At 54.8% G+C, this 24,930-nt stretch carries 18 protein-coding genes and 7 pseudogenes; 21 read left to right on the forward strand and 4 right to left on the reverse strand.

The annotated features are described in order from the left end of the window. Positions 1–2: 2 nt before the first annotated feature. The 10 genes and pseudogenes from def to spoVM all read left to right on the forward strand — a co-directional run bounded on the left by def (position 3) and on the right by spoVM (position 9,301). A complete protein-coding gene (gene def, locus ACHHV8_RS10635; RefSeq protein ID WP_395158249.1) occupies positions 3–485 on the forward strand; it encodes a peptide deformylase in 483 nt (160 codons plus the stop codon). Continuing rightward, positions 482–1,417: a methionyl-tRNA formyltransferase gene (gene fmt / locus ACHHV8_RS10640; RefSeq protein WP_395158250.1), complete on the forward strand. Its 936-nt coding sequence runs from the start codon at positions 482–484 to the stop codon at positions 1,415–1,417. The genes def and fmt overlap by 4 nt, the downstream gene beginning before the upstream one ends. A 34-nt stretch (positions 1,418–1,451) precedes the next feature. Then, a pseudogene (gene rsmB, locus ACHHV8_RS10645) lies at positions 1,452–2,883 on the forward strand (16S rRNA (cytosine(967)-C(5))-methyltransferase RsmB). A gap of 64 nt (positions 2,884–2,947) precedes the next feature. Next, positions 2,948–4,030: a dual-specificity RNA methyltransferase RlmN gene (gene rlmN / locus ACHHV8_RS10650; RefSeq protein WP_395158251.1), complete on the forward strand. Its 1,083-nt coding sequence runs from the start codon at positions 2,948–2,950 to the stop codon at positions 4,028–4,030. An 8-nt stretch (positions 4,031–4,038) separates the two neighbouring features. Then, positions 4,039–4,818 carry a Stp1/IreP family PP2C-type Ser/Thr phosphatase gene (locus ACHHV8_RS10655; protein ID WP_395158252.1) on the forward strand — a complete coding sequence of 260 codons (780 nt, stop codon included), beginning with the start codon at positions 4,039–4,041 and terminating at the stop codon, positions 4,816–4,818. 6 nt (positions 4,819–4,824) lie between these two features. Further along, complete coding sequence (gene pknB, locus ACHHV8_RS10660) at positions 4,825–7,053, forward strand: Stk1 family PASTA domain-containing Ser/Thr kinase (protein WP_395158253.1); 2,229 nt, start codon at positions 4,825–4,827, stop codon at positions 7,051–7,053. A gap of 18 nt (positions 7,054–7,071) precedes the next feature. Continuing rightward, positions 7,072–8,054 (forward strand): annotated as a pseudogene (gene rsgA / locus ACHHV8_RS10665) (ribosome small subunit-dependent GTPase A). A 1-nt stretch (position 8,055) separates the two neighbouring features. Then, positions 8,056–8,712 (forward strand): ribulose-phosphate 3-epimerase, encoded by a 657-nt coding sequence (gene rpe / locus ACHHV8_RS10670; RefSeq protein ID WP_395158254.1) that lies wholly within the window; start codon positions 8,056–8,058, stop codon positions 8,710–8,712. A 5-nt stretch (positions 8,713–8,717) separates the two neighbouring features. Beyond that, positions 8,718–8,975, forward strand: coding sequence for a hypothetical protein (locus ACHHV8_RS10675; protein WP_395158255.1), 258 nt, complete (start codon positions 8,718–8,720; stop codon positions 8,973–8,975). A 245-nt stretch (positions 8,976–9,220) separates the two neighbouring features. Beyond that, positions 9,221–9,301, forward strand: coding sequence for a stage V sporulation protein SpoVM (gene spoVM, locus ACHHV8_RS10680; protein WP_395163468.1), 81 nt, complete (start codon positions 9,221–9,223; stop codon positions 9,299–9,301). Between the two features lie 181 nt (positions 9,302–9,482). Here spoVM and rpmB read toward each other — a convergent pair whose 3' ends face one another. After that, on the reverse strand, positions 9,483–9,671 hold the full coding sequence (rpmB, locus tag ACHHV8_RS10685) for a 50S ribosomal protein L28 (protein WP_094015000.1): 189 nt from the start codon (positions 9,669–9,671) through the stop codon (positions 9,483–9,485). Positions 9,672–9,909: 238 nt separating this feature from the next. Here rpmB and ACHHV8_RS10690 point away from each other — a divergent pair, with 238 nt between their 5' ends. From ACHHV8_RS10690 to ACHHV8_RS10725, 8 genes and pseudogenes are all read left to right on the forward strand, one after another. Further along, positions 9,910–10,272, forward strand: coding sequence for an Asp23/Gls24 family envelope stress response protein (locus ACHHV8_RS10690; protein WP_395158256.1), 363 nt, complete (start codon positions 9,910–9,912; stop codon positions 10,270–10,272). Between the two features lie 45 nt (positions 10,273–10,317). After that, entirely contained in the window at positions 10,318–12,075 is a 1,758-nt protein-coding gene (locus ACHHV8_RS10695) for a DAK2 domain-containing protein (protein WP_395158257.1), read from the forward strand. 47 nt (positions 12,076–12,122) lie between these two features. After that, positions 12,123–12,978 (forward strand): annotated as a pseudogene (locus ACHHV8_RS10700) (DegV family protein). A gap of 5 nt (positions 12,979–12,983) precedes the next feature. Beyond that, positions 12,984–15,032 (forward strand): annotated as a pseudogene (gene recG / locus ACHHV8_RS10705) (ATP-dependent DNA helicase RecG). Between the two features lie 140 nt (positions 15,033–15,172). Beyond that, positions 15,173–15,460, forward strand: a complete 288-nt coding sequence (locus ACHHV8_RS10710; RefSeq protein ID WP_395158258.1) for a stage VI sporulation protein F — start codon at positions 15,173–15,175, stop codon at positions 15,458–15,460. A gap of 184 nt (positions 15,461–15,644) precedes the next feature. Beyond that, a complete protein-coding gene (locus ACHHV8_RS10715; protein ID WP_395158259.1) occupies positions 15,645–16,982 on the forward strand; it encodes a right-handed parallel beta-helix repeat-containing protein in 1,338 nt (445 codons plus the stop codon). Between the two features lie 200 nt (positions 16,983–17,182). Further along, the gene (locus tag ACHHV8_RS10720) at positions 17,183–17,464 is read left to right on the forward strand and encodes a hypothetical protein (protein WP_395158260.1); all 282 of its coding nucleotides are present in this window, start codon (positions 17,183–17,185) and stop codon (positions 17,462–17,464) included. A gap of 303 nt (positions 17,465–17,767) precedes the next feature. Continuing rightward, positions 17,768–19,577: pseudogene (locus tag ACHHV8_RS10725) on the forward strand (glycoside hydrolase family 35 protein). A gap of 22 nt (positions 19,578–19,599) precedes the next feature. On the opposite strand, the gene ACHHV8_RS10730 reads toward ACHHV8_RS10725, so the two are convergent. From ACHHV8_RS10730 to ACHHV8_RS10740, 3 genes and pseudogenes are all read right to left on the reverse strand, one after another. Further along, entirely contained in the window at positions 19,600–20,094 is a 495-nt protein-coding gene (locus tag ACHHV8_RS10730; RefSeq protein ID WP_395158261.1) for a YhjD family protein, read from the reverse strand. Beyond that, a pseudogene (locus ACHHV8_RS10735) lies at positions 20,091–21,336 on the reverse strand (DNA polymerase IV). Before ACHHV8_RS10735 ends, ACHHV8_RS10730 begins: the two are co-directional and overlap by 4 nt. Positions 21,337–21,363: 27 nt before the next feature. Then, entirely contained in the window at positions 21,364–21,735 is a 372-nt protein-coding gene (locus tag ACHHV8_RS10740) for a YhjD family protein (RefSeq protein WP_395158262.1), read from the reverse strand. A gap of 237 nt (positions 21,736–21,972) precedes the next feature. Here ACHHV8_RS10740 and ACHHV8_RS10745 point away from each other — a divergent pair, with 237 nt between their 5' ends. From ACHHV8_RS10745 to ACHHV8_RS10755, 3 genes and pseudogenes are all read left to right on the forward strand, one after another. Continuing rightward, complete coding sequence (locus tag ACHHV8_RS10745; protein ID WP_395163469.1) at positions 21,973–22,419, forward strand: hypothetical protein; 447 nt, start codon at positions 21,973–21,975, stop codon at positions 22,417–22,419. A gap of 187 nt (positions 22,420–22,606) precedes the next feature. Continuing rightward, positions 22,607–22,900: a hypothetical protein gene (locus ACHHV8_RS10750; RefSeq protein WP_395158263.1), complete on the forward strand. Its 294-nt coding sequence runs from the start codon at positions 22,607–22,609 to the stop codon at positions 22,898–22,900. Positions 22,901–23,385: 485 nt separating this feature from the next. Then, positions 23,386–24,925 (forward strand): annotated as a pseudogene (locus ACHHV8_RS10755) (extracellular solute-binding protein). Positions 24,926–24,930: the final 5 nt, after the last annotated feature.

The following is a 24,930-nucleotide window of genomic DNA, read 5'->3' on the forward strand; positions in this document are numbered from 1 at the left end:
TTATGGCTATTAAAATGATTGTAAAAGATCCGGATCCGGTGCTGCGCGAGGTATGCAAGCCGGTAACGAAAATTACGCCGAACATCCACAAGCTGTTGAACGATATGGTGGATACGATGTATGACGCCGAGGGTGTGGGCCTGGCAGCGCCGCAAATCGGTATTTTGAAGCGTGTCATCGTTATGGACTGCGGCGAAGAGCACGGCGGGCTGATCGAGCTGATTAATCCGGAAGTGTTCGAGACCGAAGGGGAGCAGTTCGGTCCTGAAGGCTGCCTGAGCATTCCGAACCGGACGGGTGACGTGAGACGCGCTCAACGCGTGAAGGTCAGAGGCTTGAACCGCGAAGGCAAAGAAATCGTTGTGGAAGGAACGGATTTGCTTGCGCGCTGCATTCTGCACGAGGTCGATCATTTGAACGGCGTGCTGTACACCGATTTGGCCGAAACAATGTACCGCAACGAGCCTCAGGGCGGTGAAGCATGAGAATCGTGTTTATGGGGACGCCGGATTTCGCCGTCCCGTCTTTACAAGCGCTGCTGGAGAGCGGCAGAGAAGTTGTCGGCGTTGTGACCCAACCGGATCGTCCGGTTGGGCGCAAGCGTATTTTGACGCCTACGCCCGTGAAGGTGGAAGCGGAGAAGCACGGCCTTCCCGTCCTGCAGCCGGAGCGGCTTCGCCGTCCCGAAGCCGTCGCGGAGCTGAAGGCGCTGCAGCCGGATTTGATCGTTACGGCGGCTTACGGGCAGATTTTGCCGAAATCGGTGCTGGAGCTTCCGAAGCACGGCTGCATTAACATCCATGCTTCGCTGCTGCCGAAATACCGCGGAGGAGCGCCGATCCATCATGCGGTCATGAACGGCGATCCGGTCACGGGTGTGACGATTATGTACATGGCGGAGGGGCTCGATACGGGAGATATGATCAGCCGGATCGAAGTGCCGATTACCGACGAGGATACGACTGGAACGATGTTCGACAAGCTGAGCCTTGCGGGCGCGCAACTGTTGAAGGAGACGCTGCCGGATCTGCTGGAAGGGCGGATTCAAGCCGTGCCGCAGCAGGATGCGGATGCGGTCTATTCGCCTAACATTACTCGGGAGCAGGAGCAGATCGACTGGAGTCTGCCGGCCTTAAACATATGGAATCAGGTTCGGGGCTTGCATCCCCGCCCGGGCGCGTACACGTTATGGAACGGCGACGTGCTCAAAATTTGGAGCTGCGCTAAACCGGACGAGTCCGTGCAAACCGCAGAGAAACCGGGGACGGTTCTGCATGTCTCCGAGCAGGGGATTCAGATTGCTGCCGGTGCAGGGTGCCTTACGGTGACCGGGCTGCAGCCGGCAGGGAAAAAGGCGATGGATGCCGCGCAGTTCGCCCGCGGCGGTCAGCTTGCGGCAGGCACGGTGCTTGGATGAGCGGAACCGCGGACGCGATAGGAGGCAGACATCTATGAACAAAAGCACGGACAACACGAGACGTCCGGCGGGTAGACCGCCAGGAGGAGCCGGGGGACACGGCGCAAAGGGCCGTTACGGTTCCCCGAACGGGAGCAAGGCGCAGCCCAAAGCCAAAGGGACGGCTAGGGAAGCGGCGCTGGAAGTCTTGGTGCGGACGGAGCAGGACCCGCTCCTACAGCAACCTGCTTCTGCATCAGACGCTGCAGAAATTCGGCCTGGACAAACAGGATGCCGGGCTGACGACCGAGATCGTCTACGGTACGATTCAGCGGCTCAACACGCTGGACTACTTCTTGGAGCGCTTTGTCGCCAAGGGGCTGGCCAAGCTGCAGCCCTGGTCCGCAGTCTGCTGCGGCTCAGCTTGTATCAAATGCTTTACTTGGATCGCATTCCGGAGCATGCCGTCGTCAACGAGGCGGTGAACCTGGCGAAGAAGAAAGGCCACCAGGGCATTTCGGGGATGGTTAACGGGGTGCTGCGCAATGTTATCCGACAAAAGGAATCGCTTAAGATTCCGGATCATCTTCCGGCGGAGGAGCGCATCGCGCTTCAGCATTCGCACCCGCAGTGGATGGTGCGGCGCTGGACTCGCCAGCTTGGCGAGGCGCGGACTGAGCGGATCTGCGAAGCGAATAACGTGCCGCCGCGGGTCAGCATCCGGGTCAATACGATGAAGCTCAGCCGCGACGAGCTGATCGGCCGGCTTACGGAAGCGGGACTGGACGCGGAAGCTTCCGAGCTTGCTCCGGCGGGGGTGATCGTCAAAGGCGGCGGGAATATGGCGCTGACGCCCTGGTTCGCCGAAGGCCTGTTTTCGATCCAGGACGAGAGCTCGATGCTGGTCGCGGAAGCGGTCGACCCGCAGCCGGGGGAGAAGGTGCTGGACTGCTGCGCCGCTCCGGGCGGCAAGTCGATGCACATGGCGGAGAAGATGAAGGACCCGCGGCGAGCTGTGGTCCTGCGATATTCACGAGCATAAGGAGAAGCTGATCCGCGAGCAGGCGGAGCGACTCGGTTTGACGTCGGTGCGTACGCTCGTATCGGATGCGCGCAGGCTGCCGGAACGGTTTGCCGAGGGCACCTTTGACCGTATTTTGCTGGACGCTCCCTGCTCCGGACTTGGCGTTATCCGGCGCAAGCCTGACATGAAGTGGAGCAAGACGGAGCAGGAGCTGGACGATATCTGCGTGATCCAGGCGGAGCTGTTGAACCAGGTGCACAAGCTGCTGCGTCCGGGCGGCGTACTCGTTTACAGCACCTGCACGATCGAGCATAAGGAGAATGGCGGGAGGATCGAAGCCTTTTTACGGGAGCATCCCGAATTCGAGATGGATCCTTCCCAGCCGGAGCCGCTGCAAATTTACCCGTACGAGCATCAATCGGACGGCTTCTTTATCGCCAAGCTCCGCAAGCGAGCGCAATGAAGCGATTTGTGATAAAATAGGTTCAATCTACACAATTAAATGACAAACAGGTTGTGATAAATATATGGAATTGAAAGCACCGAAAGTATTGGAAGCCTCAAAGCCCTACGCATACGACTACACGCTCGAGGATTGGCAGGAGTGGATCAAAGCCAACGGCGAAGCGGGCTTTCGCGCGGGGCAAATCTTTGACTGGCTGTATGTGAAAAGAGTATCAAGCTTCGAGGACATGACGAACCTACCGAAGCCGCTTCGCGAAAAGCTGGCCGATCAGTTCGATTTTGTGACGCTGACCGAGGTGGCGAAGTATGAATCGAAGGACGGCACGGTGAAGTTCCTGTTCGAGCTCGCCGACAAAAATGCGATCGAGACCGTCATCATGAAACATAGCTACGGCAACAGCGTTTGCGTGACGACGCAGGTCGGCTGCCGCATCGGCTGTACGTTCTGCGCTTCCACACTGACCGGGCTGAAGCGGAATCTGACGTCCGGCGAAATTATCGCCCAGATCGTCAAAGCGCAGCAGCTGCTGGACGCATCGAATGAACGCGTCAGCAGCATCGTCATTATGGGCATCGGGGAGCCGTTCGAGAACTACGATGCGATGATGAAATTTTTGAAGGTGATGATTCATCCGAAAGGATTGAACATCGGCCAGCGCCATATTACCGTATCCACCAGCGGGATCGTGCCGAACATTTACCGTTTTGCCGAGGAAAATACGCAAATCAATCTGGCGATTTCGATTCATGCGCCGAACGATACGCTGCGCTCCAAGCTGATGCCGGTAAACCGCCGCTATCCGTTTGCCGAGCTGCTTGAGGCCTGTCAATACTATGTGGCCAAAACCGGCCGCCGGATTACGTTCGAATACGCCCTGATGGGGGGCGTCAACGACCGTCCGGAGCATGCGGAGGAGCTGGCCCAAGTATTGAAAACATTCCCGATGGCCCACGTGAACCTGATTCCGGTGAACTACGTATCGGAACGGGATTATGTGCGGACGCCTCGGGACGATATCTTTACGTTCCAGCGCATTTTGGAGCGCAACAAGGTGAATGCAACGATTCGCAGGGAGCAGGGGAGCGATATTGCGGCGGCTTGCGGCCAGCTGCGGGCGAAGCATATGGAGTCGGGTGCGAGGTGAGGAGAACGATGTTGAAAACAGCGAGTCTTACGGATGTCGGCCGTGTTCGGACGGTCAATGAGGATCGGATGCTTGTACAGGAAAGTCTGAACGGTTTTGTTCTGGCGATTGTCGCCGATGGGATGGGCGGACACCAGGCAGGGGATGTCGCGAGCCAAATGGCCGTCGATCTTATTCGCAGCGAGCTGCAGACGATCCCTCAGGGGGCATCCGTAACGGAACGCAAAAGCCGCCTCCAGGCCGCCATTGAAATGGCGAACGAGACGATCTTCCAGTTCGCCTCCGAGCGTGAAAATTATCACGGGATGGGGACGACGGTCGTCGCCGTACTGGCGGATGAACAATCGGTTGTTATCGGTCATATCGGGGACAGCCGTGCCTATAAAGTGGATGCCGCCGGCATGGGGCAGCTGACCGAAGACCATTCGCTCGTTAACGAGCTGGTCAAAAACGGGCAAATCACCCGCGAGGAAGCCGGCCATCACCCCCGGCGCAATGTGCTGACCCGGGCGCTGGGCACGGAAGCGACGATCGAGGTCGATACCGCGGATTGGGTCTGGACGAGCGGAGAAGTGCTGCTGCTGTGCAGCGACGGTCTGAGCGGCCTGGTGAGCAGCGATCAGATGCTTGCGCTGATCAACACCGGAGATGCGCTGGACGAAAAGGCCAAGCTGCTGGTAGATGCCGCTCTGGACGCGGGAGGCGACGACAACATTACGGTAATACTGGTTAGCAATATAGTGGAACCCGACCTAGCTGACGATCATGCTGACGGTGAAAAGAGGTGATGATGAATGATAGGTAAGCAGTTGGGAGGCCGCTATGAGATCCTTGAGCGTGTGGGCGGCGGCGGCATGGCGATCGTGTATAAGGGACTCGATATTTTATTGCACCGCCATGTAGCCGTTAAAGTGCTGCGTCAGCAGTATGTCCACGATGAGGAGTTTATTCAGCGTTTTCGCAGAGAAGCGCAGGCCGCGGCGTCTTTATCCCATTCGAACGTAGTCAGCATTTATGATGTTGGCCAGGAAGAGGACGTTCATTATATTGTGATGGAGTACATTGAGGGTACGACTTTGAACGAGCTGATTAAGGAAAAAGCACCGCTGCAGGTGGAGGAAGCCGTACGTATCGCCAGTCAAATCTGCGATGCACTCGATCACGCGCATCACAATCAAATCATTCATCGCGATATTAAGCCTCATAACATTCTGATCGGCAAGAACGGCAGGGTCAAAGTGACCGATTTCGGGATTGCCCGCGCTGTCACCTCCTCTACGATTACGCAAACCGGTTCGGTTGTCGGTTCCGTTCATTATTTCTCCCCGGAGCATGCCAAAGGGACGTTCACTGGCGAGCAATCGGATTTATATTCTCTTGGTATCGTCATGTATCAAATGCTGACGGGCCGCCTGCCCTTTCTGGGCGAAAGCCCGATCAGCGTTGCCCTGAAGCATCTTCAGGAGGAAGTCGAAGACCCGCGCAAGGTGAACCCGCTGATTCCGCAGAGCGTTGAGAATATCATCCTGAAGGCGATGCGCAAAAATCCGGCGGAACGGTACCGTTCCGCCAAGCAAATGCTGGAGGATCTCGACAGCTGCTTGCAGCCGCACCGGCGCAATGAAGCGAAGCTGAATTTTTTGGATGAGGACGAGCTGGATGAGGAGAAAACGCGTATTATCCCGGCGATCCGTCCGGGGCAATATATGCCTTCTCCCGCCGATGATGAAGAGGAGCCGCCCGAGAAACAAGCGGAAGGACCCGGCGACGGAAAAAAGAAGAATCGCTGGGTGAAGCCGCTGATCTGGATTGTGGCTCTGCTCATTCTGCTCGGCGGCATGTGGTATGCGGTCGGCTACCTCAGAACGACGCTGAAGGTGCAGGATGTGGACGTGCCTACCGTCGTCAACATGCCTCTGGCTGACGCTCAGAAGAAAATTAGAGACGCAAAGCTGGATTACGATGTCGTACAGGAAACGTCCAAGGATGTGCCTAAGGATGTGGTCATCCGGCAAAATCCGATGGATATGAAGCTGAAGCCCAACAGCAAGGTGACGCTCTATGTAAGCAAAGGCGTGGAGCTGCAAAAAATGCTCAGCCTGACCGGCACGCAGCTGGCCGATGCTAAGTCGAAGCTGATGAATATGGGGATCAAGGAAGAACGAATCGCGGTGGAGCAGCAGTTCGTGGATGAAGCTGCGGGAACCGTCATTCAGCAGGCTCCAACGGCGAATGAAGATATCGATCCTGCGACCGTCAGCGTCAAGCTGACCGTAAGCAAAGGCAGAGAAACGTTCAAGATGCCTGATTTGGTCGGATTGAGCGAAGCGGAAGCGAGAAGCCGGATTGCGGTCAGCAATCTGAAGCTGGCGAAGGACGGCATCAGCGTGGAGCCGAGCTATAAGCAGCCGAAGGGCAAGGTAATCAAGCAGTTCCCTTATGAATATAACGACGAAGTGTCGCGCGGAGAGGAAATCGGCCTGATTATCAGCTCGGGACTTCCGTCCGACGCCGGACCGATGACCATTCAAGTGCCGATCAAGCCTTTGAAGGAAGGCACACCTTCTACGGTCAAAATTCTTTTGAGCGATGCGACGAACGACAACACGCCGGTTGAGTATAAAACGATCCCTAACGTGACCAAAGCCACGACGACGGAAGTGAAGCTGGTGCTTGCTCCGGACAAAACGGCGACAATTCAAATCAAGGCCGATAATTCGCTGACCGATCTGCTGACGGTTACGTATCAGGATTATCTGGCGCAGAAAAACGGCAAGCCGTTCAATCCGGTTCCTTCCAACTCCGGTGAAGGAGGTACCACCCAGCCGTCTGGAACAACGCAGACTCCAGGCACGAATACGGCGCCGCCGGCCGGAAGCAGCGGGGCGACGACCAACGGGACCGGAGGAACCAACGGAACCGGCGGCGCCGGCACTCCAGGCACGCAGGGAAGCAATCCCGCCTCCGGCAGCGGGGGCGGAGCGGCTACGCCGGCCAGCACGACGACTAACAAACCCAAATAGCACAGGAGGCCGAATGGAATGCCAGCCGGTTTAATCGTAAAGGCGCTTAGCGGTTATTATTACGTACTCTCGGAAGAGGAACAGACGATGTCCTCGATTTCGATTCAATGCCGCGCCAGAGGGATTTTTAAAAAGAGAGGCATCTCCCCTCTGGTAGGGGATCGGGTGATGTTCGAATTGACGGAAAACGGCGAGGGGATGGTGGATGAAGTTTTACCCCGTACTTCCGAAGCTGGTCCGGTCCGCCGGTCGCCAATGTAGAGCTCGCCGTGCTTGTTTTTGCCGTGCAGGAGCCGGCGCTGAACCTGCAGCTGCTGGACAAATTTCTGGTGCATACGGAAAGCGCCGGCCTGGAGACGATCATCTGCTTAACCAAGCAGGACCTGGTTGGCGGCGAAGAGGAGTTCGGGCTTGAAATGACCGCCGGCTCCGAGGGAACGGAGCTTACCCAGGATACGGTGAAGGATGCGATGAATATAGTCACGATGAACGATGTGGTTCGTCTGTACGAATCCATCGGGTATCAGGTCGTGGTTACAAGCGCCAAATTCGGCATCGGGATTGAACCGGTGCTGCAGCGGCTGGCAGGAACCATCAGCGTATTTGCCGGCCAGTCCGGTGTAGGCAAATCCTCGCTGTTGAACGCGATGGTGCCGGGGCTGCAGCTGGAAACGAATCAGATCAGCTCCAAGCTGGGCCGCGGCAAGCATACGACTCGGCATGTCGAGCTGATCCGTCTGCAGAACGGCGGACTGGTTGCCGATACACCGGGCTTCAGCTCGCTGGACTTTTTGCAGGTGGAAGAAGCGGAGCATCTCAGTGATTCGTTCAAGGAGTTCCGTCCTTATGCTGCGGAATGCAAGTTCCGCGGCTGCCTTCACCAGCATGAGCCCGGCTGCAAGGTTATTGAAGCGAAGGAGCAGGGAAAAATCGCCCCTACCCGGTATGAACACTACTTATATTTCTTGGGGGAAATTAAAGAGAGAAAAAGGAGATACTGATATGCTGCATATTGCACCGTCTATTTTATCAGCTGATTTTGCAAAGCTTGGCGCTGAAATCGCCGACGTGGAGCGGGGAGGAGCGGATTGGATCCATGTGGACGTGATGGACGGGAATTTCGTGCCTAACATCACTATCGGCCCTTTGGTGGTTGAAGCGATCCGCCCTCATACGGCGCTGCCGCTTGACGTTCATCTGATGATCGAACAGCCCGATGCTTATATTCCAGCCTTTGCCAAGGCGGGGGCGGACTTGATTTCCGTTCACGTGGAGGCGTGCAGACATCTGCACCGTACGCTCCATTTCATTAAGGAGCAAGGGGTTAAGGCCGGCGTTGTACTGAATCCGGCAACGCCTCTGTCCACGATCGAGCATGTGCTGACCGATTCTTTGGATCTGGTATTGTTGATGACGGTCAATCCCGGCTTTGGCGGACAGCAGTTCATTCCCGAGGTGCTGCCCAAAATCGCGAAGCTGCGCGAGATGCTGAACGAAAGAGGCCTCTCGCATGTACATATTGAGGTAGATGGAGGCATTAATGCCCAGACGGCACGCCAGGTTACGGCCGCCGGCGCGGATGTGCTTGTAGCAGGCAGTGCGGTATTTAATACGGCCGACCGGGCGCAGGCGATTCGTGATATTCGAGGCGGGGAGTGACGTAATTGAGATTTCTTACGGTCTTAGGGTACAGCCTGCTTTGTGCCGGCTTGCTGAGCTTGTTTTCCAATATTCAAGACATGCTGAAATATTTGTTTTCTTTGGGCGCTTTATATGTAGGCATTCAATTTTTTAGAAGACACGAGAGTCGCGGCATGCGGATTGCTTTTGTCGTAACGACGGTCGTGCTGTATTTTATTATGGCTGTCATCTATGCCGTCTATCTTACCTTGAAGACAGGTCAACTGCCGGCACCGGCTTAAGAGGGCACCGTCCTTATTCCAGAATGATATCCAAGTCATAAAACGGCTGTCCGCCGCATAACATGGTTACAAAAGTTTCAGGCTTTTGTAGCCTTTTTTGTTTTTTAGGTCAAGGTGAAGTGGGATAGGCACGTTTTCGAAAACGCGGAATATAATGGAGTATCAAGGAACATTGTGCTTGTAACGCTAGAAGAGCGCGGACTGGTGAAAGCAGGGTTTCCCACGATACTTGAGGAGGGGTAGAAATGAAATTTTATACGATCAAGTTACCGAGAATTATAGGCGGTTTTGTGAAGGCGGTACTTAGTACATTCAGTAAAAACTGACCGTATCGGAAATGCATACTTAGGGCGGTCTATAAATCGACGCAGGCTTTTACGCAGCAGAGGGAGCCTGCGAATCGAAGAGGATCTGAAGGATCTGCCGTTTTAGTTATACGGCGCTATCCATAACTAAAAAAAGCACCTGTGGCCAGGTGCTTTTTGTCTATCAGCGGATGGAGAAAAATTACACGCGGGTAACTTTTCCGGATTTCAAAGCTTTTGTGCTTACATAAACGCGCTTCGGTTTACCGTCCACCAAAATACGAACCTTTTGAACGTTAACACCCCAAGTACGCTTCGCTTTGTTGTTAGCGTGAGATACGTGGTTGCCAGTGCTTGGTCCTTTACCAGTAATGAAACATTTGCGGGACATTGTGTTACACCTCCTTAAAAGCCTCGACGACTTTCATATTGCTTGTCTTCGAAATGCGAACTCTCCGTGAGCAATTCCTAGAAAACACACTCAAATATCATATCATAGCTGAAACAAAGCCGTCAATGTCACAAGCTTGAAATTATGCTCGTTTAGCCAAATTTTATTTATTTCTTGCGTTTGATATAGTAGAATGAAACATAGTCCATCCTAATCTATATCAAAGGAGCTGCGAAACATGGCTATTGAAATGACTTCGGAATATGGCAAGGTCTATATAGCGGATGAGGTTATTGCCGTGTTGGCGGGCTCGGCGGCTTTGGATTGTTATGGACTGGTCGGCATGTCTTCGCGCAATCAATTGAAGGACGGCATTGCGGAGCTGCTCCGCCAAGATAATTTGAGCCGAGGCGTCGAGGTTCGCCGGGACGGGCAGGGAATGCTTTCTATTGATTTATATATCGTGGTCAGTTACGGAACGAAAATATCGGTTGTAGCCCGCAATGTGCAGACGAAGGTGAAGTATGTATTAAACGAGGTTACGGGGCTTCAAGTGGAGGCTGTGAACATCATCGTTCAGGGTGTACGTGTCGCTCAGTAACGCGAACAGGCGGCCTGGCCGTTCTAAGCAGGAAGGGGAATATTTTTGAGTAAGCGCTTAAACATAATTAATGGGAATGACTTTATCCGTATGGTGGAAAAAGGAGCCCGGCAGCTTAGAGATCACGTCGACAATGTCAATGCGCTCAATGTGTTTCCGGTACCTGACGGGGATACGGGAACGAATATGAATTTAACCTTGACCTCCGGCGTGGAGGAGCTGCGCCGGCGTCCTTCTGAGCATATCGGCAAAGCGGCCGAAGCTTTGGCCAAAGGACTCCTGATGGGAGCCCGCGGCAATTCGGGCGTTATTTTGTCCCAGCTGTTCCGCGGCTTTGCCAAATCGGTAGCGGATCGCGCCTCGATCGATACGGTTCAATTCGCGGCTGCGCTGCAGCATGGTGTGGACCTGGCCTACAAGGCGGTAGTTAAACCGGTCGAAGGCACGATTCTTACGGTTTCTAAGGAAGTGGCCAAGCATGCTGTCCAGCAGGCGAAGCGGACGACCGATCTGGCGGAGCTGATGGGCGCTGTCCGGAAACAGGGGCAGGAGGCGCTCTCCCGGACGCCGGACCTGCTGCCCGTTCTCAAGCAGGTGGGGGTCGTCGATGCGGGCGGTCAAGGGTTGCTGTACATTTATGAAGGCTTTTGGGAGGCACTGCTGGACGGCGGAGAAGAGCCGCTTTATTCTGATCCGGCTGCCGGCGGACAGACGAATCCGCTGCAGATGCCTTCTGGGGTCCATGCGCATTCCAGCGCGCACACATCGGCCGAGCCGTCGCGTGCTCAGGCTAAGCTGGCTACGGAGGATATCGAATTCGGTTACTGCACTGAATTTATGGTGGTTTTTAACGATCAAGGGCGCAAAGCGTTCGATGAGGGCGACTTCCGCCGGGAGCTGTCCCGTTTCGGCGATTCGCTGCTTGTGGTAGCCGACGAAGATTTGGTTAAAGTGCACATTCATGCCGAATATCCCGGCAGCGTTATGAACCATGCGATGCAGTACGGTGCCTTAAGCCGGATCAAAATCGAGAATATGCGAGAGCAGCATTCCCACATCTTGTTGGAGGAAGCGGCCGAGCTTCAAGGGCAAGGACAGAAGGAGGGAGCATCTTCTGTCTCAACGTCTGCGGCCCAGGGGCTAAAGCCGTACGGGTTTGTGGCGGTATCGGCAGGAGCAGGCATTTCCAAAATCATGACAAGCCTTGGTGTGGATCAAGTACTCCATGGCGGGCAGACAATGAATCCGAGTACCGAAGATATTGTAAATGCGGTCGCTCGTGTGCAGGCCAGGACGGTGTTCGTGCTGCCGAATAACTCCAATATTATTTTGGCCGCGCAGCAGGCGGTAGATCTCGTCGATGGCAAGAAACTGATCGTCATTCCGACAAAGTCGATTCCTCAAGGGATCGCTGCCGTAATCGCCTACCGGGAGGGCGCCTCAGCGGACGTAAACGCCGAAGCGATGGAGCAGGCGATCGGTCAGGTCCAATCGGGGCTGGTGACCTATGCGGTCCGAGATACGCAGATGGAAGGCATCGATATCAGACAGGGCGACTATCTCGCTCTTCATAACGGCAGTATGGCTGCCGCAGCACCGGATTTGCTTACGGTATCGCAGCGGCTGATTGACCGTCTCGTGGAAGACGGAGCCGAAATCGTTACGGTGTACACCGGGGAAGAGGCGGCGGAGGAGCAGACGCATCTGCTTGTCCGGTACATCGAAGAGACGTACAAGGAAATCGAAGTGGAAGTGCATTCCGGCGGTCAGCCGCTGTATTATTATATTATTTCTGCCGAGTAAGCTTCGCTTGCGGGCAGATATTCAAGCATAGATGAGGTGGATGGATTTTGGGTCAGGTTCGAGTGATAACGGACAGCACTGCCGATATTCCGGCGGAGCTGCGTGAACGCTTAAACATAGAGGTGGTTCCTCTAAAGGTACATTTCGGAACGGAGACCTATAAGGACGGGGTGGATTTGAGTCCGGAGGCTTTCTTTGACAAGCTGGCCTCGTTCCCTTCGCTGCCCACGACTTCACAGCCTTCGCCGCAGGAATTTGTCGAGGTCTATAAGCGTTTGGCTGCTGCAACGGATGCGGGAATCGTTTCGATCCACCTGTCCTCCGCGCTGAGCGGGACGTACCAGTCCGCCGTATTATCCGCCTCCCTTCTGGAGGAGCAGGCGGAACCTGGCGGTCGTCGATTCGCGCTCCGCTTCATACGGTATCGGTACGCTGGCCGTTGCGGCGGCCGAAGCGGCGCAGGCAGGGAAGAGCATGGAAGACATCGTTGCGCTGGTCGAAAAGCTGCGGCGCGAGATGCGGTTATATTTTCTGGTGGATACGCTGGAATATTTGCAAAAGGGCGGACGTATCGGCAAAGCCGCCGCTCTGGTCGGTTCGCTGCTGAACATCAAACCAATCCTGTCGATTTCCGATGAAGGAGAAGTCTACTCGGTGGATAAAGTGCGGGGACATAAGAAGGCGATGGCCCGCATCATTGAGCTGCTGCAGGCGGACTTTGCGGGAACGCCGATTCATGTCACAGTGGCTCACGCGAATACATTGGCTTCGGCAGACGAGCTTAGCGGCCTGCTGAAGCAGCATTTTGAGGTGAAAAGTATGCTTTATACAACGATTGGTTCCGTCATCGGAACGCACGCCGGCCCCGGAGCCGTAGCGGCTTTCGTCACGCCGGCGACATGACGGGCATGAATTTATACCATATTCCGGTCAAGGATGTTCATGGAGTCAAGGGAAAGAAGCTCGAGGAGTTGTCCGTTCTGGGCATCGCCACGGTTGGCGACCTGCTGGATTATTATCCGTTCCGCTATGAAGATTACACGATCCGCGATCTGACGGAAGTCAAGGACGGCGATAAAATTACCGTGAAGGCGACGATTGTCGGGATTCCGATGGTCCAGATGTACGGACGGGTGAAGTCGCGGCTAACCTGCAAGGTCATGGTGGATTCGCTGTTTGTCACGGCGGTCTGGTTTAACCGGCATTTCCTGAAAGACCAGCTGAAGAACGGAACGGAAATGGTTCTGACCGGAAAATGGGATCAAAAAAGGCTGCATCTGACCGTATCGGAGTCCGAGTTTCCGGGGAAGGAACCTCCCAGATCGGTACGCTGCAGCCTGTTTACTCGGTGACCGCGGCGCTGACGCAGAAATGGATGCGCCAGACGTTAACGCAGGCGCTGACGCAGTACGGCGGGCTTATTCCGGAAGTGCTGCCACAGGAGCTGCTCTCCAAGTATGATTTGATGCCCCGCAAGCAGGCGGTAACGCTGCTCCATATGCCGGGTTCGATGGAGGAGGGGCAGCGTGCCCGCAGGCGGATGGTATACGAAGAGCTGTTTATGTTCCAGCTGAAAATGCAGGCCTACCGGGCGCTCAACCATGATCGGGCCGATGGCGTCGCGCATCCGCTGGACATGCCTGCGGTACGCGCCTTCGTGCGCGCGCTGCCGTTTACGCTGACCGGCTCGCAGAAGAACGTGCTGGCCGAAATTTTGCATGATCTGCAGCAGCCGTTCTGCATGAACCGTTTGCTGCAGGGCGACGTAGGTGCGGGGAAGACGGTCGTAGCGGCGTCCGCGCTGTACGCCGTCGTGAAGGCCGGCTACCAGGGAGCGCTGATGGTGCCTACGGAAATATTGGCCGAACAGCATAAACGGTCGCTGGAGCGGCTGTTCGAGCCTTACGGCATCCAGGTGGCGCTCCTGACGGGAAGCTTGACGGAACCGGCAGCGCAGAGACGTGCTTGGCTCGCTGCAGATGGGCATGATCGATGTCGTCGTGGGCACGCATGCGCTTATCCAGGAAGACGTGTTCTTCCGCAAGCTCGGTCTGGTCGTGACCGATGAGCAGCACCGGTTCGGCGTCAACCAGCGCAGTATACTGCGCCGCAAAGGCTTGAACCCCGATGTGCTGACGATGACGGCGACGCCGATCCCGAGGACGCTGGCTATTACCGCCTTCGGCGACATGGACGTATCGACGCTGAGCGAGCTGCCGAAGGGGCGCAAGCCGATCAAGACGTATGCGGTCACGCATGACATGCTGGAGCGTGTGCTCGGTTTTATTCGCCGCGAGGTAGCCGAGGGACGCCAGGCTTACGTCATCTGCCCGCTTATTGAGGAATCCGAGAAGCTGGACGTGCAGAATGCAATTGACGTGCACGCCCAGATGCAGTTTGCCTTCCCGGATTATAAGGTCGGCCTGCTTCACGGGCGGATGACGCCTGCGGAGAAGGATGAAGTGATGCGCGAGTTCAGCGCGAACCGCGTTCATGTGCTTGTTTCGACGACCGTCATTGAGGTTGGCGTCGATGTGCCTAACGCTACGCTGATGGTCATCTACGATGCCCACCGCTTCGGGCTGTCGCAGCTCCATCAGCTCCGCGGCCGCGTCGGCCGGGGAGAGCATCAGTCCTACTGTGTGCTGATCGCCGATCCGAAGAATGAGGTCGGCAAGCAGCGAATGAAGGCGATGACGGACACGAACGACGGCTTCGAAATCGCCCGGCGCGATTTGGAGCTCCGCGGGCCGGGCGACTTCTTCGGAACGAAGCAGAGCGGGCTGCCGGATTTCCGGATTGCCGATATGGTGACGGACTTCGAAGTCATGGAGCAGGCGCGCGACGATGCCGCGGAGCTGGTACGGCGCCCGGACTTCTGGACCGCCGCGGGCTATGCGCACCTGCGCGAATTTTTGCAGCGGGAGCATATTACCGAAAGCGAGCTGCTGGATTAATGCCTATTTGTTATTCGAGCGGAATTTTATAGGACACATGTCCGAGCCCTCCGTCATAAACTTACGGTGAGAGGTTTGCAGCATACCCGAATTGGATGAGCATACCTGTATTCATATCCGTTATCGGAGGTGTTCGTGACATGAGCTATCAGAAATACGGGTTCGATCCTGCTTTTGTGGAACGCGTCAAGCTGAAGATGAAAAATCCGGATACGAAAGAACGGATTAAAATGATTCTGCAAGGGGTGACGAAAACGGATCTTCAAGACCGCACGAAGGTCAGAAGGTTTGTCGCCATGCTGTCCAAGGTGCTGGGGGAGAGACCTACCGACCAGCAGACGGAGCATATGGTTAATTTCGTCATCGCGCAAAAAATCGACCCCAACAACACGTTTCATCTTATTAAATTATGGGGGATGTTTCGTTAAAGCGGGCCGAGGCCTGCCAAGGAAACGGATTCCAGGCATTGAAAACAGGCGGACGGCCTGTTTTCTTTTTTATTCAGGCGTCTCCCAAGGATTGGTATCCCAGCCTGCTGACTGACAGGGTTGCCTTCTTTCTCTATGAAAGCTATAATTTTCATAGAATTGCCATGAAGAGGGGGAGCTTTTCGTGCCAACCAACGACACACCGAACGATCAGAATCAGAAGCCTATGACCCGCAGGCAGCTGCTGGCTTCTATGGGCGCGGCGGGCGCTTTGCTTGCTGCGGGCGCAGGTTTTGGGGGAGGGGGAACCGCCTACGCCGCTTCCTCTGCCGCTCCTGCGAACAGCACCGGAATCTATTATAATGTAAAAGATTTCGGCGCCCGGGGAACCGGCCGGCTGGACGATGACGACGGTCCCGCGATTCAGGCGGCTGTTAACAGCGCTGCGTATTCGGGAGGTACGGTTTTTTTTCCGGCGGGGACTTATACCATTCGATCGACGATTTTTATTAAATCCAAGGTTCATTTATTAGGCGAAGGCGCAGAGGCCACGGTTCTCAAATCCGGGGTGAATAACCTGCAGATGCTGATCTTCGGCAGCAGTGCAAGTCATTGTTCCATTCAAGGATTTACGATCGAGGGCATCGGGGTGCCGAACGGAGCGTCGGCTGGCGTGGAGAAAGGCGTTACGGCGTTCGAAGCCTCGCACATTCTCATCAGCCGATGCGCATTTAAATACATAACCAATGGTATTTATTTGACCCGCGCCGAGCATGTTTCTATTCATCAATGTACTTTCCAGTTTATTTTAGGCTCCGAAAGCTTGTACGAAGGCTACGGCATCGTTGTAGAAGGCGGAGTGAACCATACCATAGCGGGAAATCATTTTAAAAATGTGTATCGCAACTGCATTTATCTTACATCGGGCAGCACCTACTCCACGATTGTTAATAATGTCATAGAGCAGTGTAAAGATACCGCTATTCTCTTATCCTCCAAGCTGAGCGTATGTTCGCATCATCTGATTGAAGGGAATATGATTTCGGCTTCCGGACTGGGCTCGGAGGAGACGAGCTGCACTTACGGCATCCGTCTGAAGGATGCGAGCAGCTTCAATACCGTAGTTAATAATGTCGTAGCGCAGGCCGCCTCTGCCGGCATCCAGCTGGATGCGGAAGAAAATGCCGGAGACGACCGTCCTTACGGCAACAGCATAGCGGGCAATACGGTTTATGATGCGCCGCGGGGGATTGCCGTGCTGAACGGCGACGGCAATGCGATCAAAAATAACGATGTGCGCAAAACGGAAGCCGGTATTTTGATCGATACGATCGGCGAAGGGAGCGGCTACTCGGCCAAGGGGAATCTCGTGACCCATAACAGCCTCTTTCAGTGTTCGGCTGCAGCAGTGCGGATCGGTTCGGCTCGATGCCAGTTGAATACCGTATTCAGCAATGCCGGGACAGGCAATACGGAAGGGCTGCAAGACAACGGCACAGATACGGGTACAGCCGGATTTTGAATAATCCATCGAAAGTCGTCCTCCATTTCATGGGAGGGCGGCTTTTTACATGGTTGATGAGATAAAGGCGGATCCATTAGCGGGCAGCCGTCCAATTTGCCGCCTAAACCGTAAGGATAAGCATCTATTCCGATTTGGACGGCATAAGTTGTGGAGGTAATGAACCATCTTATCGACATGGAAAAGGGAGGATTTTCTCAATGGCTCAAAATAAAAGATCGTACCAGCAATATCCTCAGCAGGGAACGCAGCAGCAGCAGTGGATGCATCATCACCCTCATCCGCACCCTTATCACCCTTACGTCTACCATCCGCATCCCTATCATCCTTATCACCCTTACGGGCATCATCCGTATGGCTATCATCACTATCCGCACTATCCTTACGGGCACGGTCATGGATATGGTCACGGACATGGGCACGGACAGGGCCACGGACAGGGCCACGGTCAGGGACATGGATACGGGCAAGGCCACAGCTAACTTCAGGTAAGCACAAGTCCCGTCAACGGGCTTCAGGGAAGGTCCGTCCATCTTGCCTCCTTGGGCGGACCTCGCAATGAGGCCGACAGGCTGATGGCGGGGCGTCACAGCGCCGCAGCGAGCGCTTGGATAGATGTCTTTTCTTTCTCCTCATAGACCTTTCCGGCTCTAAAAAAGAGTTCCTTTCCCATTAAATGAGATTGTTATCGTCAAATATATGATTGAAACCATCAAATCTATGAAATATAATTACATATATTATAGAGACATCCTATATTTAGATGAGAGGAAGCTGCCGGTTTGATGACACCGTTAGAGGTGAAAGGAAATCAGTTTCTTTGGAATGGAGAGCCGGTCAGGCTGTTGTCCGGCGCTATTCATTATTTTCGCGTTGTTCCCGAATATTGGAAGGATCGCCTGCTGAAGCTGAAGGCTTGCGGCTTTACTATTGTAGAAACGTATGCAGCCTGGAATGTGCATGAGCCGAAGGAGGGTGTATTTTGCTTTGAAGGCATGGCGGACATCGTCCGTTTCATTGAATTGGCGGGCGAATTGGACTTGCAGGTGATCGTTCGTCCAAGCCCGTATATTTGTGCCGAGTGGGAATTCGGAGGCCTTCCGGCCTGGCTGCTCGGTTATTCGGATATGCGTCTGCGCTGCTCGGACCCGCTCTTTCTGTCCAAGGTCGACGCTTACTATGATGTGCTGCTGCCGAAGCTGAAGCCGCTGCTTAGCACAAACGGCGGACCGATTATTGCAATGCAGGTGGAAAACGAATACGGCAGCTACGGTAACGATAAGCAGTATCTGGAATATTTGCGGCAGGGCATGCTGAGCAGAGGCATTGACGTGCTGCTGTTTACTTCCGACGGTCGCTACTGACGAAATGCTTCAGGGCGGGACGCTGCCCGGCGTGCTGGCGACGGTCAATTTCGGTTCGAGGGCGCTGGAATCGTTCGCCAAGTTCCGCGAGTATCGTCCGGACGAGCCGCTGATGTGCATGGAGTTTTGGAACGGGTGGTTCGATCATTGGATGGAGCCGCACCATACCCGAGACGGGGCCGATGTAGCGGAGGTGCTGGAGGAGATGCTCGAGGCGGGCGCCTCGGTGAACTTTTATATGTTCCATGGCGGGACGAATTTCGGATTTTACAGCGGGGCCAATCATATTCGGGCGTATGAGCCCACGGCGACCAGCTATGACTACGATGCGCCGCTCTCCGAATGGGGCGAGCCTACGGCTAAATTTTATGCGGTGCGCGATTTGTTGAGAAAGTATTCTCCAAAGGCGGAAGAAGCGTGGGAATTGTTCCCGGCGCCTATACCGCGCAAGAGCTACGGCGAGGTGCGTTTGGCACGATACGCCCGGCTGCTGGAGCAGCTGGACCGTTTGGGGATTCGAGCGGAGCTGACGTATCCGGAGCCGATGGAGAAGCTTGGCCAGCAGTATGGATTTATTGCGTACACGACCCGCGTGAGCAGCTCGCGCCGGGGGCAGGAGCTATGGCTGCAGGAAGTGCGCGACCGGGCGCAGGTTTTTATCGACGGCGTGCCGGTCGGCGTCGTGGAGCGTTGGGATCCTAAGCCGCTGCGAATCGATATTCCCGCCGAAGGCGCGGAGCTGACTGTGCTTGTTGAGAATATGGGACGCATTAACTACGGCCCGCTGCTGCAGGACAGGAAAGGGATTACCGAAGGCGTGCGTCTGGACAATCAGTTTTTGTATGGCTGGACGGTGTATTGCCTCCCGCTGGAAACGCCGGAAGGACTGTTGTTTCAGCCGATGCCGGAGAGACCGGTTTCTTCGCCGGAAGGCCCTGCTTTCTATGCAGGCACCTTTCACGTAGACGAGGCGGCCGACACGTTCATCCGGTTTGACGGCTGGACGAAAGGCTTGGTGTTCGTAAACGGCTTTCATCTGGGACGTTATTGGGAACGCGGGCCCCAAAAGACGCTGTACCTTCCGGGTCCGCTGTTAAAGCCGGGCGAGAACCGTCTTGTGGTCTTCGAGCTGCACGGCGCCGGCGAGCCGGTTGTGCTGCTCACGGACACGCCGGATCTTGGCGAGCCGGCGGGTGTAGATCCTGATGTATTGAGTTTTACAGAACAATGATCGCATGGACGGCGGCAGGGGATTAACGATCCCTTGCCGCCTTTTGAATAGCTGCCGCCAGGCTTCTTGCGTACCTGCCGATCTTCAGGCTGATCTCGGCCCGCATAAAGTCTTTGGTCAGCAGCAGCTTATCCTCATACCCTCGGCACACGTAACGGTAAGTGAGCTGTGTATCATCCTTGGCCTCCTCGAACATCCGGATGCTTTGTTCCGCCAGCCGTTTTCTCGACTGCTGCAGCTCATCGCGAATATGACCGGCCAGCACCTTCGCGGCGGCGGCGTACAGCAGCTTGAGCGTCTGCCCCGACAGCTCAATTTCTCTGCAGTTTTTCTCTACAATATGAAGGGCGACGGGAAGGATGATACAGTCCTTCATCAGCTCCAGCTCTTTTTTCGTCGGGGGCTCGCGCTTGAGAGAGGGCTTGGAGTTCTGAAGCGACAAGGCCTGCTCTTTATGCTGAGGCAGCATCATCCGGCTGGATTCCCATAATCCGTTGCCTTCCAGCTTTTTGCTCATTTATAGTGCCCCCCGATTTTCTGTGATCTGACTTGCGCCTGTCCGGAAGCTGTGACCGAGGAGGCTCTGACGATCGACGCGCTGCCATAGCGTTCTTTGATCCGGTCGGTAGCCTGATCCAGAGCTCTGAGCTTGACCTGATCCTCAAACAGCGTCAGCTGATAGCCCCGGTCGTCTATCAGGCTGCTCAGCGTGACGCCTACGCGGCGTACAGGCATTTGGTCCCAGTAGCGGTAAAACAGCAGCTTGACTGCTTCATACACGGCGCTCGTATGATTCGTCGGATCAGGCATTTTCATCTGCCGGGAAAATCCGGTCGGCGACTCGAACGGACTGCACATGCAGCTGACGGTAACGACGCCTCCCATATATCCGCTGCGCCGGCAGTCGCGGCATACCTCTTCTACAAGCTCAAGCAAAATGGTGTTGACCTCGGAGGACTCCGCGTAGTCTCTGGGCAGCGTCATCATGTGGCCGATCGATTTCGGCGGCGTATTGAACGTGCCCGGAGTAACGGGGGAGTCATCGAGCCCGTTCGCCGTGCGCCACATGACCTCGGCGTGAATATCGCTTTGCCTGCCGAAGTGGGCCCGGAACCGCTCTTTCAGCCGCGTCAGCGGCGTTCGGGCGATATCCCCGATGGTCAGCATGCCGAGCCGGGCGAAATGAGCGGTCATCCGGGAGCCGACGCCGAACATTTTATGGACGGGCTCTTTCCACAGCAGCTCCTGCACATCCGAAACCGGCAGGGTGAAAATGCCGCTGTCGTTCTTTTTAGCCCAGATGTCGGTGGCGATCTTCGCCAATACTTTATTGGAGCCGATGCCGATCCGCACCTTGACGCCGGTTTGCCGGAGTACCTTCTGCTGAATCGAACCGGGCAATCGACTCGGGATCGCCGAGCATGCGCATGCTCCCGGACAGATCCAGAAACTGTTCGTCGATCGAAAATATTTCGACAAGGTCGGTATATTCTTTGTAAATTTGTGTAATCATGAGGGAAACGTCGATATAGTGCTGCATCCGGGGGCGCATGACGATAAGCTGCGGGCACTTGGCCAGCGATTCGCCCAGCCGTTCGGCCGTGGTGACGCCGAATGTTTTGGCGACCGGACAAGCTGCGAGAATAATGCCCGAGCGCAGCGCAGGGTCTCCGGCTACCACGACCGGCTTATCGCTCAGCCCCGGGTGCTCGGCCTTCTCCACGCTGGCGTAAAAGCTCTGGCAGTCCGCCAGAAAGATGGTGCCTTTCGTTGGTTAGGGTTCCGCTCATTCTGCTCGCCTCCGTACATTCATAAGCATGTTCATCAGCTCCGCTTTGATCAGGCTTCGTAACATATTGAAATGATGGATATAGCCGCGAACCTTGTATTCCACATCAATGCCCAGCGCGTTCGTTTCCGTATGCAGAATCTGAATGTTCTGCTTCCTCATCCGGCCCTTCAGCCGGTACAGCTCCTCATGAATCGATGTCTCCACTTCTTTCAGGTAAGCAATCGCATGATAATAAACAATTTTCCCTTGATGCAGGGCCAGCTCGTCGATATCCCTTGCCAGCATATCCAGCAAAATGGGCAGTAATGTGTGATCTTTCACGATTTGAACGTCTTCTTCCGTCTCGAGTCTCGGGTTAACAGTCATCTTCTACACCACCATAATACGAACGTGTATTCGTATTCTATTATATACAGAACACACGTTCGTTATGCAAGTGAATTTTCTGGAAGTTGGCGTGGGATTTATTTCCTGCCGCCGGAGGCTCGTTCTGCAAAATTGAGAACAACGGCCTACGCATCTTTTGGCGGGCTTGCGCGTATTACATACATCACGGTTCAAGTCATGGTGAGTATTATCCACAAGGGAGAAAGGGGCATGCGCTTGGCACGCTTGGAATATCGTTTATATGAAGAAGGCGGGGATCTGCCGCTATTGTATTATTACGAGGCTATCGAACGCGAAGAAGCGGCTTTACGGTTCGCTTGCGATTATTTGATCAAGGACGGGACGGTCTATGAGAAGACTTCCTGCGCGGTGGAGCCGGACTGTTACGTGATTTATGTGAAGACGGCGGAGGATGAGAAGGCTATGCCTTGGGACCGACCGTCGCCGGGAGTGTCCGGCGGTTTATGTATGGAGCTTAGGGAGTATCGGGAGACGGGGGCTGATTATCGCCTCGTGCATACGTTCAGCTTCCAGGACAGCCTTGAGGCTATGCTTCATCTGCAGGCGAATTATTTGTACGTGGACGGCCAGGAATGGTACCGGACCTCGGTAGAAATCGATGAAGAGCGCGAGACGTTCGTTTATTATGCGGAGATGACCTGAGCATGATTTCGATGAAGCGGAGACAGGGAGGGCTTGCCTGGGCGATAAAGCCGGTGCAGGCCCGTCTTCGCGGAAAAGGGCTCTTAACTTGAAACGTTGATGCGGGCGGAGAATCGCCTGAAGGCAGATCCCGTGCAAGCATTCGAAGCAGGCAGCGCCGAAGGCGTGCTCTTGGGAGGAAGGTAAAGTGGAACAGAACAGACACGGCAAGACGCATAAGCTGGTTACTCTGTTTGTAGCCGCTGCGCTGGTAGCGGGAACCGGATGCTCGAATACGAGCGCCAATTCAAACTGCGTCGACCAGAATAAGGACGGGTATTGCGATAACGGAGGCGGAAGCAGCTCGACTTCGTCCCGGAGCTTCTTTCATTCAGGCTCCTCGTCCAGCACGGGGGGAGCCTCGGACGGCTCCTCCGGCATTTCCCACGGTTCTTCGTCACACGGAGGGATCGGCAGCAGCTCGGGCTCCAGCTCGAGCTAACCTTGAACGAACCTCAAGCTAATGAGGGAGCAAAATACGCGTTACATGCGATATTCTAAAATTAACAGCGTGCGCTGAGCGTACGCTGTTTTTGTTGCTGCGGGCGTTTGCGCAGTCTGCGCGCAAAGGGCCATAAAACCGCGGAAACCGCGCGGCTGCTGGCATAACAGAGGTTCGGGAGGAAGTTAAATAAAGACGATTGTTTGTTATTTGAACGCCAACGTATAATTTGCTTATCGCAAGCGGAGCTGGTTCTGCGAGCGGAGGGCATCGGTTCTCGGATGAACCAATCAACAAAATAAATGCGCTTACATGAGAGGGGTTTCGTGTCGAAGGGGGTATCGGAAATTATACCGGGACTGCAGCCTTATCAGACGGCAAGGTAAAAAACGAAAAAATGAAAACGTTGTCAAAAAACGCGTGTGACTCGTGTCCGTATGGGGGACAGCGCCCATGCAAATAATGATTAAAGGAGTTAGTGCCTAATGAACAAGAAACGTAATAAATGGATCGCGGCTGTAGGAGCCGTTACTGTAGCGGCTGGCGTACTCGCAGGCTGCGGAGGAGAAACGCCGGCCCAAACCGCTCCGGCAGGCGACAATAAAACGGCGGCGAAAGAAGATACGACTCCATTGGAGCTGTCGGTCGTTATTCCTCAGGTCGGGGATATTCCGGCTAAGGGCAACGTCATCGAGCAGGAGATTGAGAAATATACGAATACGAAGCTGAACATTCAGTGGGTGCCAAACTCCACCTATGACGAGAAGGTCAATGTTATGATCGCGGCGGGGAGCCTGCCGAAAATTCTCAGAGTCAACTATATTCCTACTTCGATCAGCGCTATGCAGTCGGGCCAATTCTGGGAATTGGGGCCGTATTTGAAGGATTATAAAAATTTATCCGCACAAAACCAGCAGTATTATGAGAATATCAAGGTAGACGGCAAAATTTACGGCATTCCTCAATTCCGCGAGATTGGCCGCAATGCGATTGTATACCGGAAGGATCTGCTGGATAACCTCGGCCTGCAGGTGCCCAAAACCATCGACGAATGGTACAACGTATTAAAAGCGATGACTTTGAACGATCCGGATAAAAACGGGAAAAACGACACCTACGGCCTTCTGCTGGATAAGAAGTATAACGACGGCACGGCTTCTTCCTTGACCCGCTTTGCGGTGACGCAAGGCGCTCCAAACCGCTGGGGCGTGGACAACAACGGCAAGTTTACGCCGGAGTTTGTTACGCAGCCTTTCATGGATACCTTGAAGCTGTTCAGAAAGCTGTATGCGGAAAAGCTGATCAATCAAGACTTCCCTGCGCTGGATTCTACGGAGCTGGAGAAGCAGTTTGAATCCGGCCGCGCCGGCATGAAAATCAACAGCGTAGCGACGAATGCTACGGGGCTGCAGGACCGCATCGTGAAAAATATCCCTTCGGCCGTGATCGACGTTACGCCGTGGGAAGGAACCGCAGGGCATCCGCATCGCCGGCGGTACAGGCAACAACGGTATTCTGGTCATTCCGAAGTCGTCCGTCAAAACCGAAGCCGAGCTGAAGCGCATTCTGACCTTCATGGATAAATTGTTCGATCCTCCAATGTCCGTACTGCAAAAACGCGGTATTGAAGGCACGCACTACAAGAAAGTCGACAACGGCATGGTAGAATGGGTAGATTTCACTGCATTTAACCGCGAGGTAAAGCCTTACCGCGATAACTTCTTGAACTTCGAAACCTACAACGTGCCTGTAGTAAAAGATACGCCGCTTGGTATGAAAGCTACGAAAATGGAGCCGGACGGTTTGAAATACTCCGTGGCTAACCCTGCCCTGAATTTGACGTCCCAAACGTATTCCGAACGCGGAAGAGACCTGGAGCTGATGATCACGGACGCGGAGACGAAGTACATTGTCGGCAAAATCGACGATGCGGGCTGGCAGGCAGCAGTTGACGCGTGGCGCAAAGCAGGCGGTGACAAACTGATTAAAGAGTACGAGGAGTCCTACGCCAAAAACAAAAAATAAGGCTG

The organism is Paenibacillus sp. TAB_01, from assembly GCF_043945595.1.
GTDB lineage: Bacteria > Bacillota > Bacilli > Paenibacillales > NBRC-103111 > Paenibacillus_S.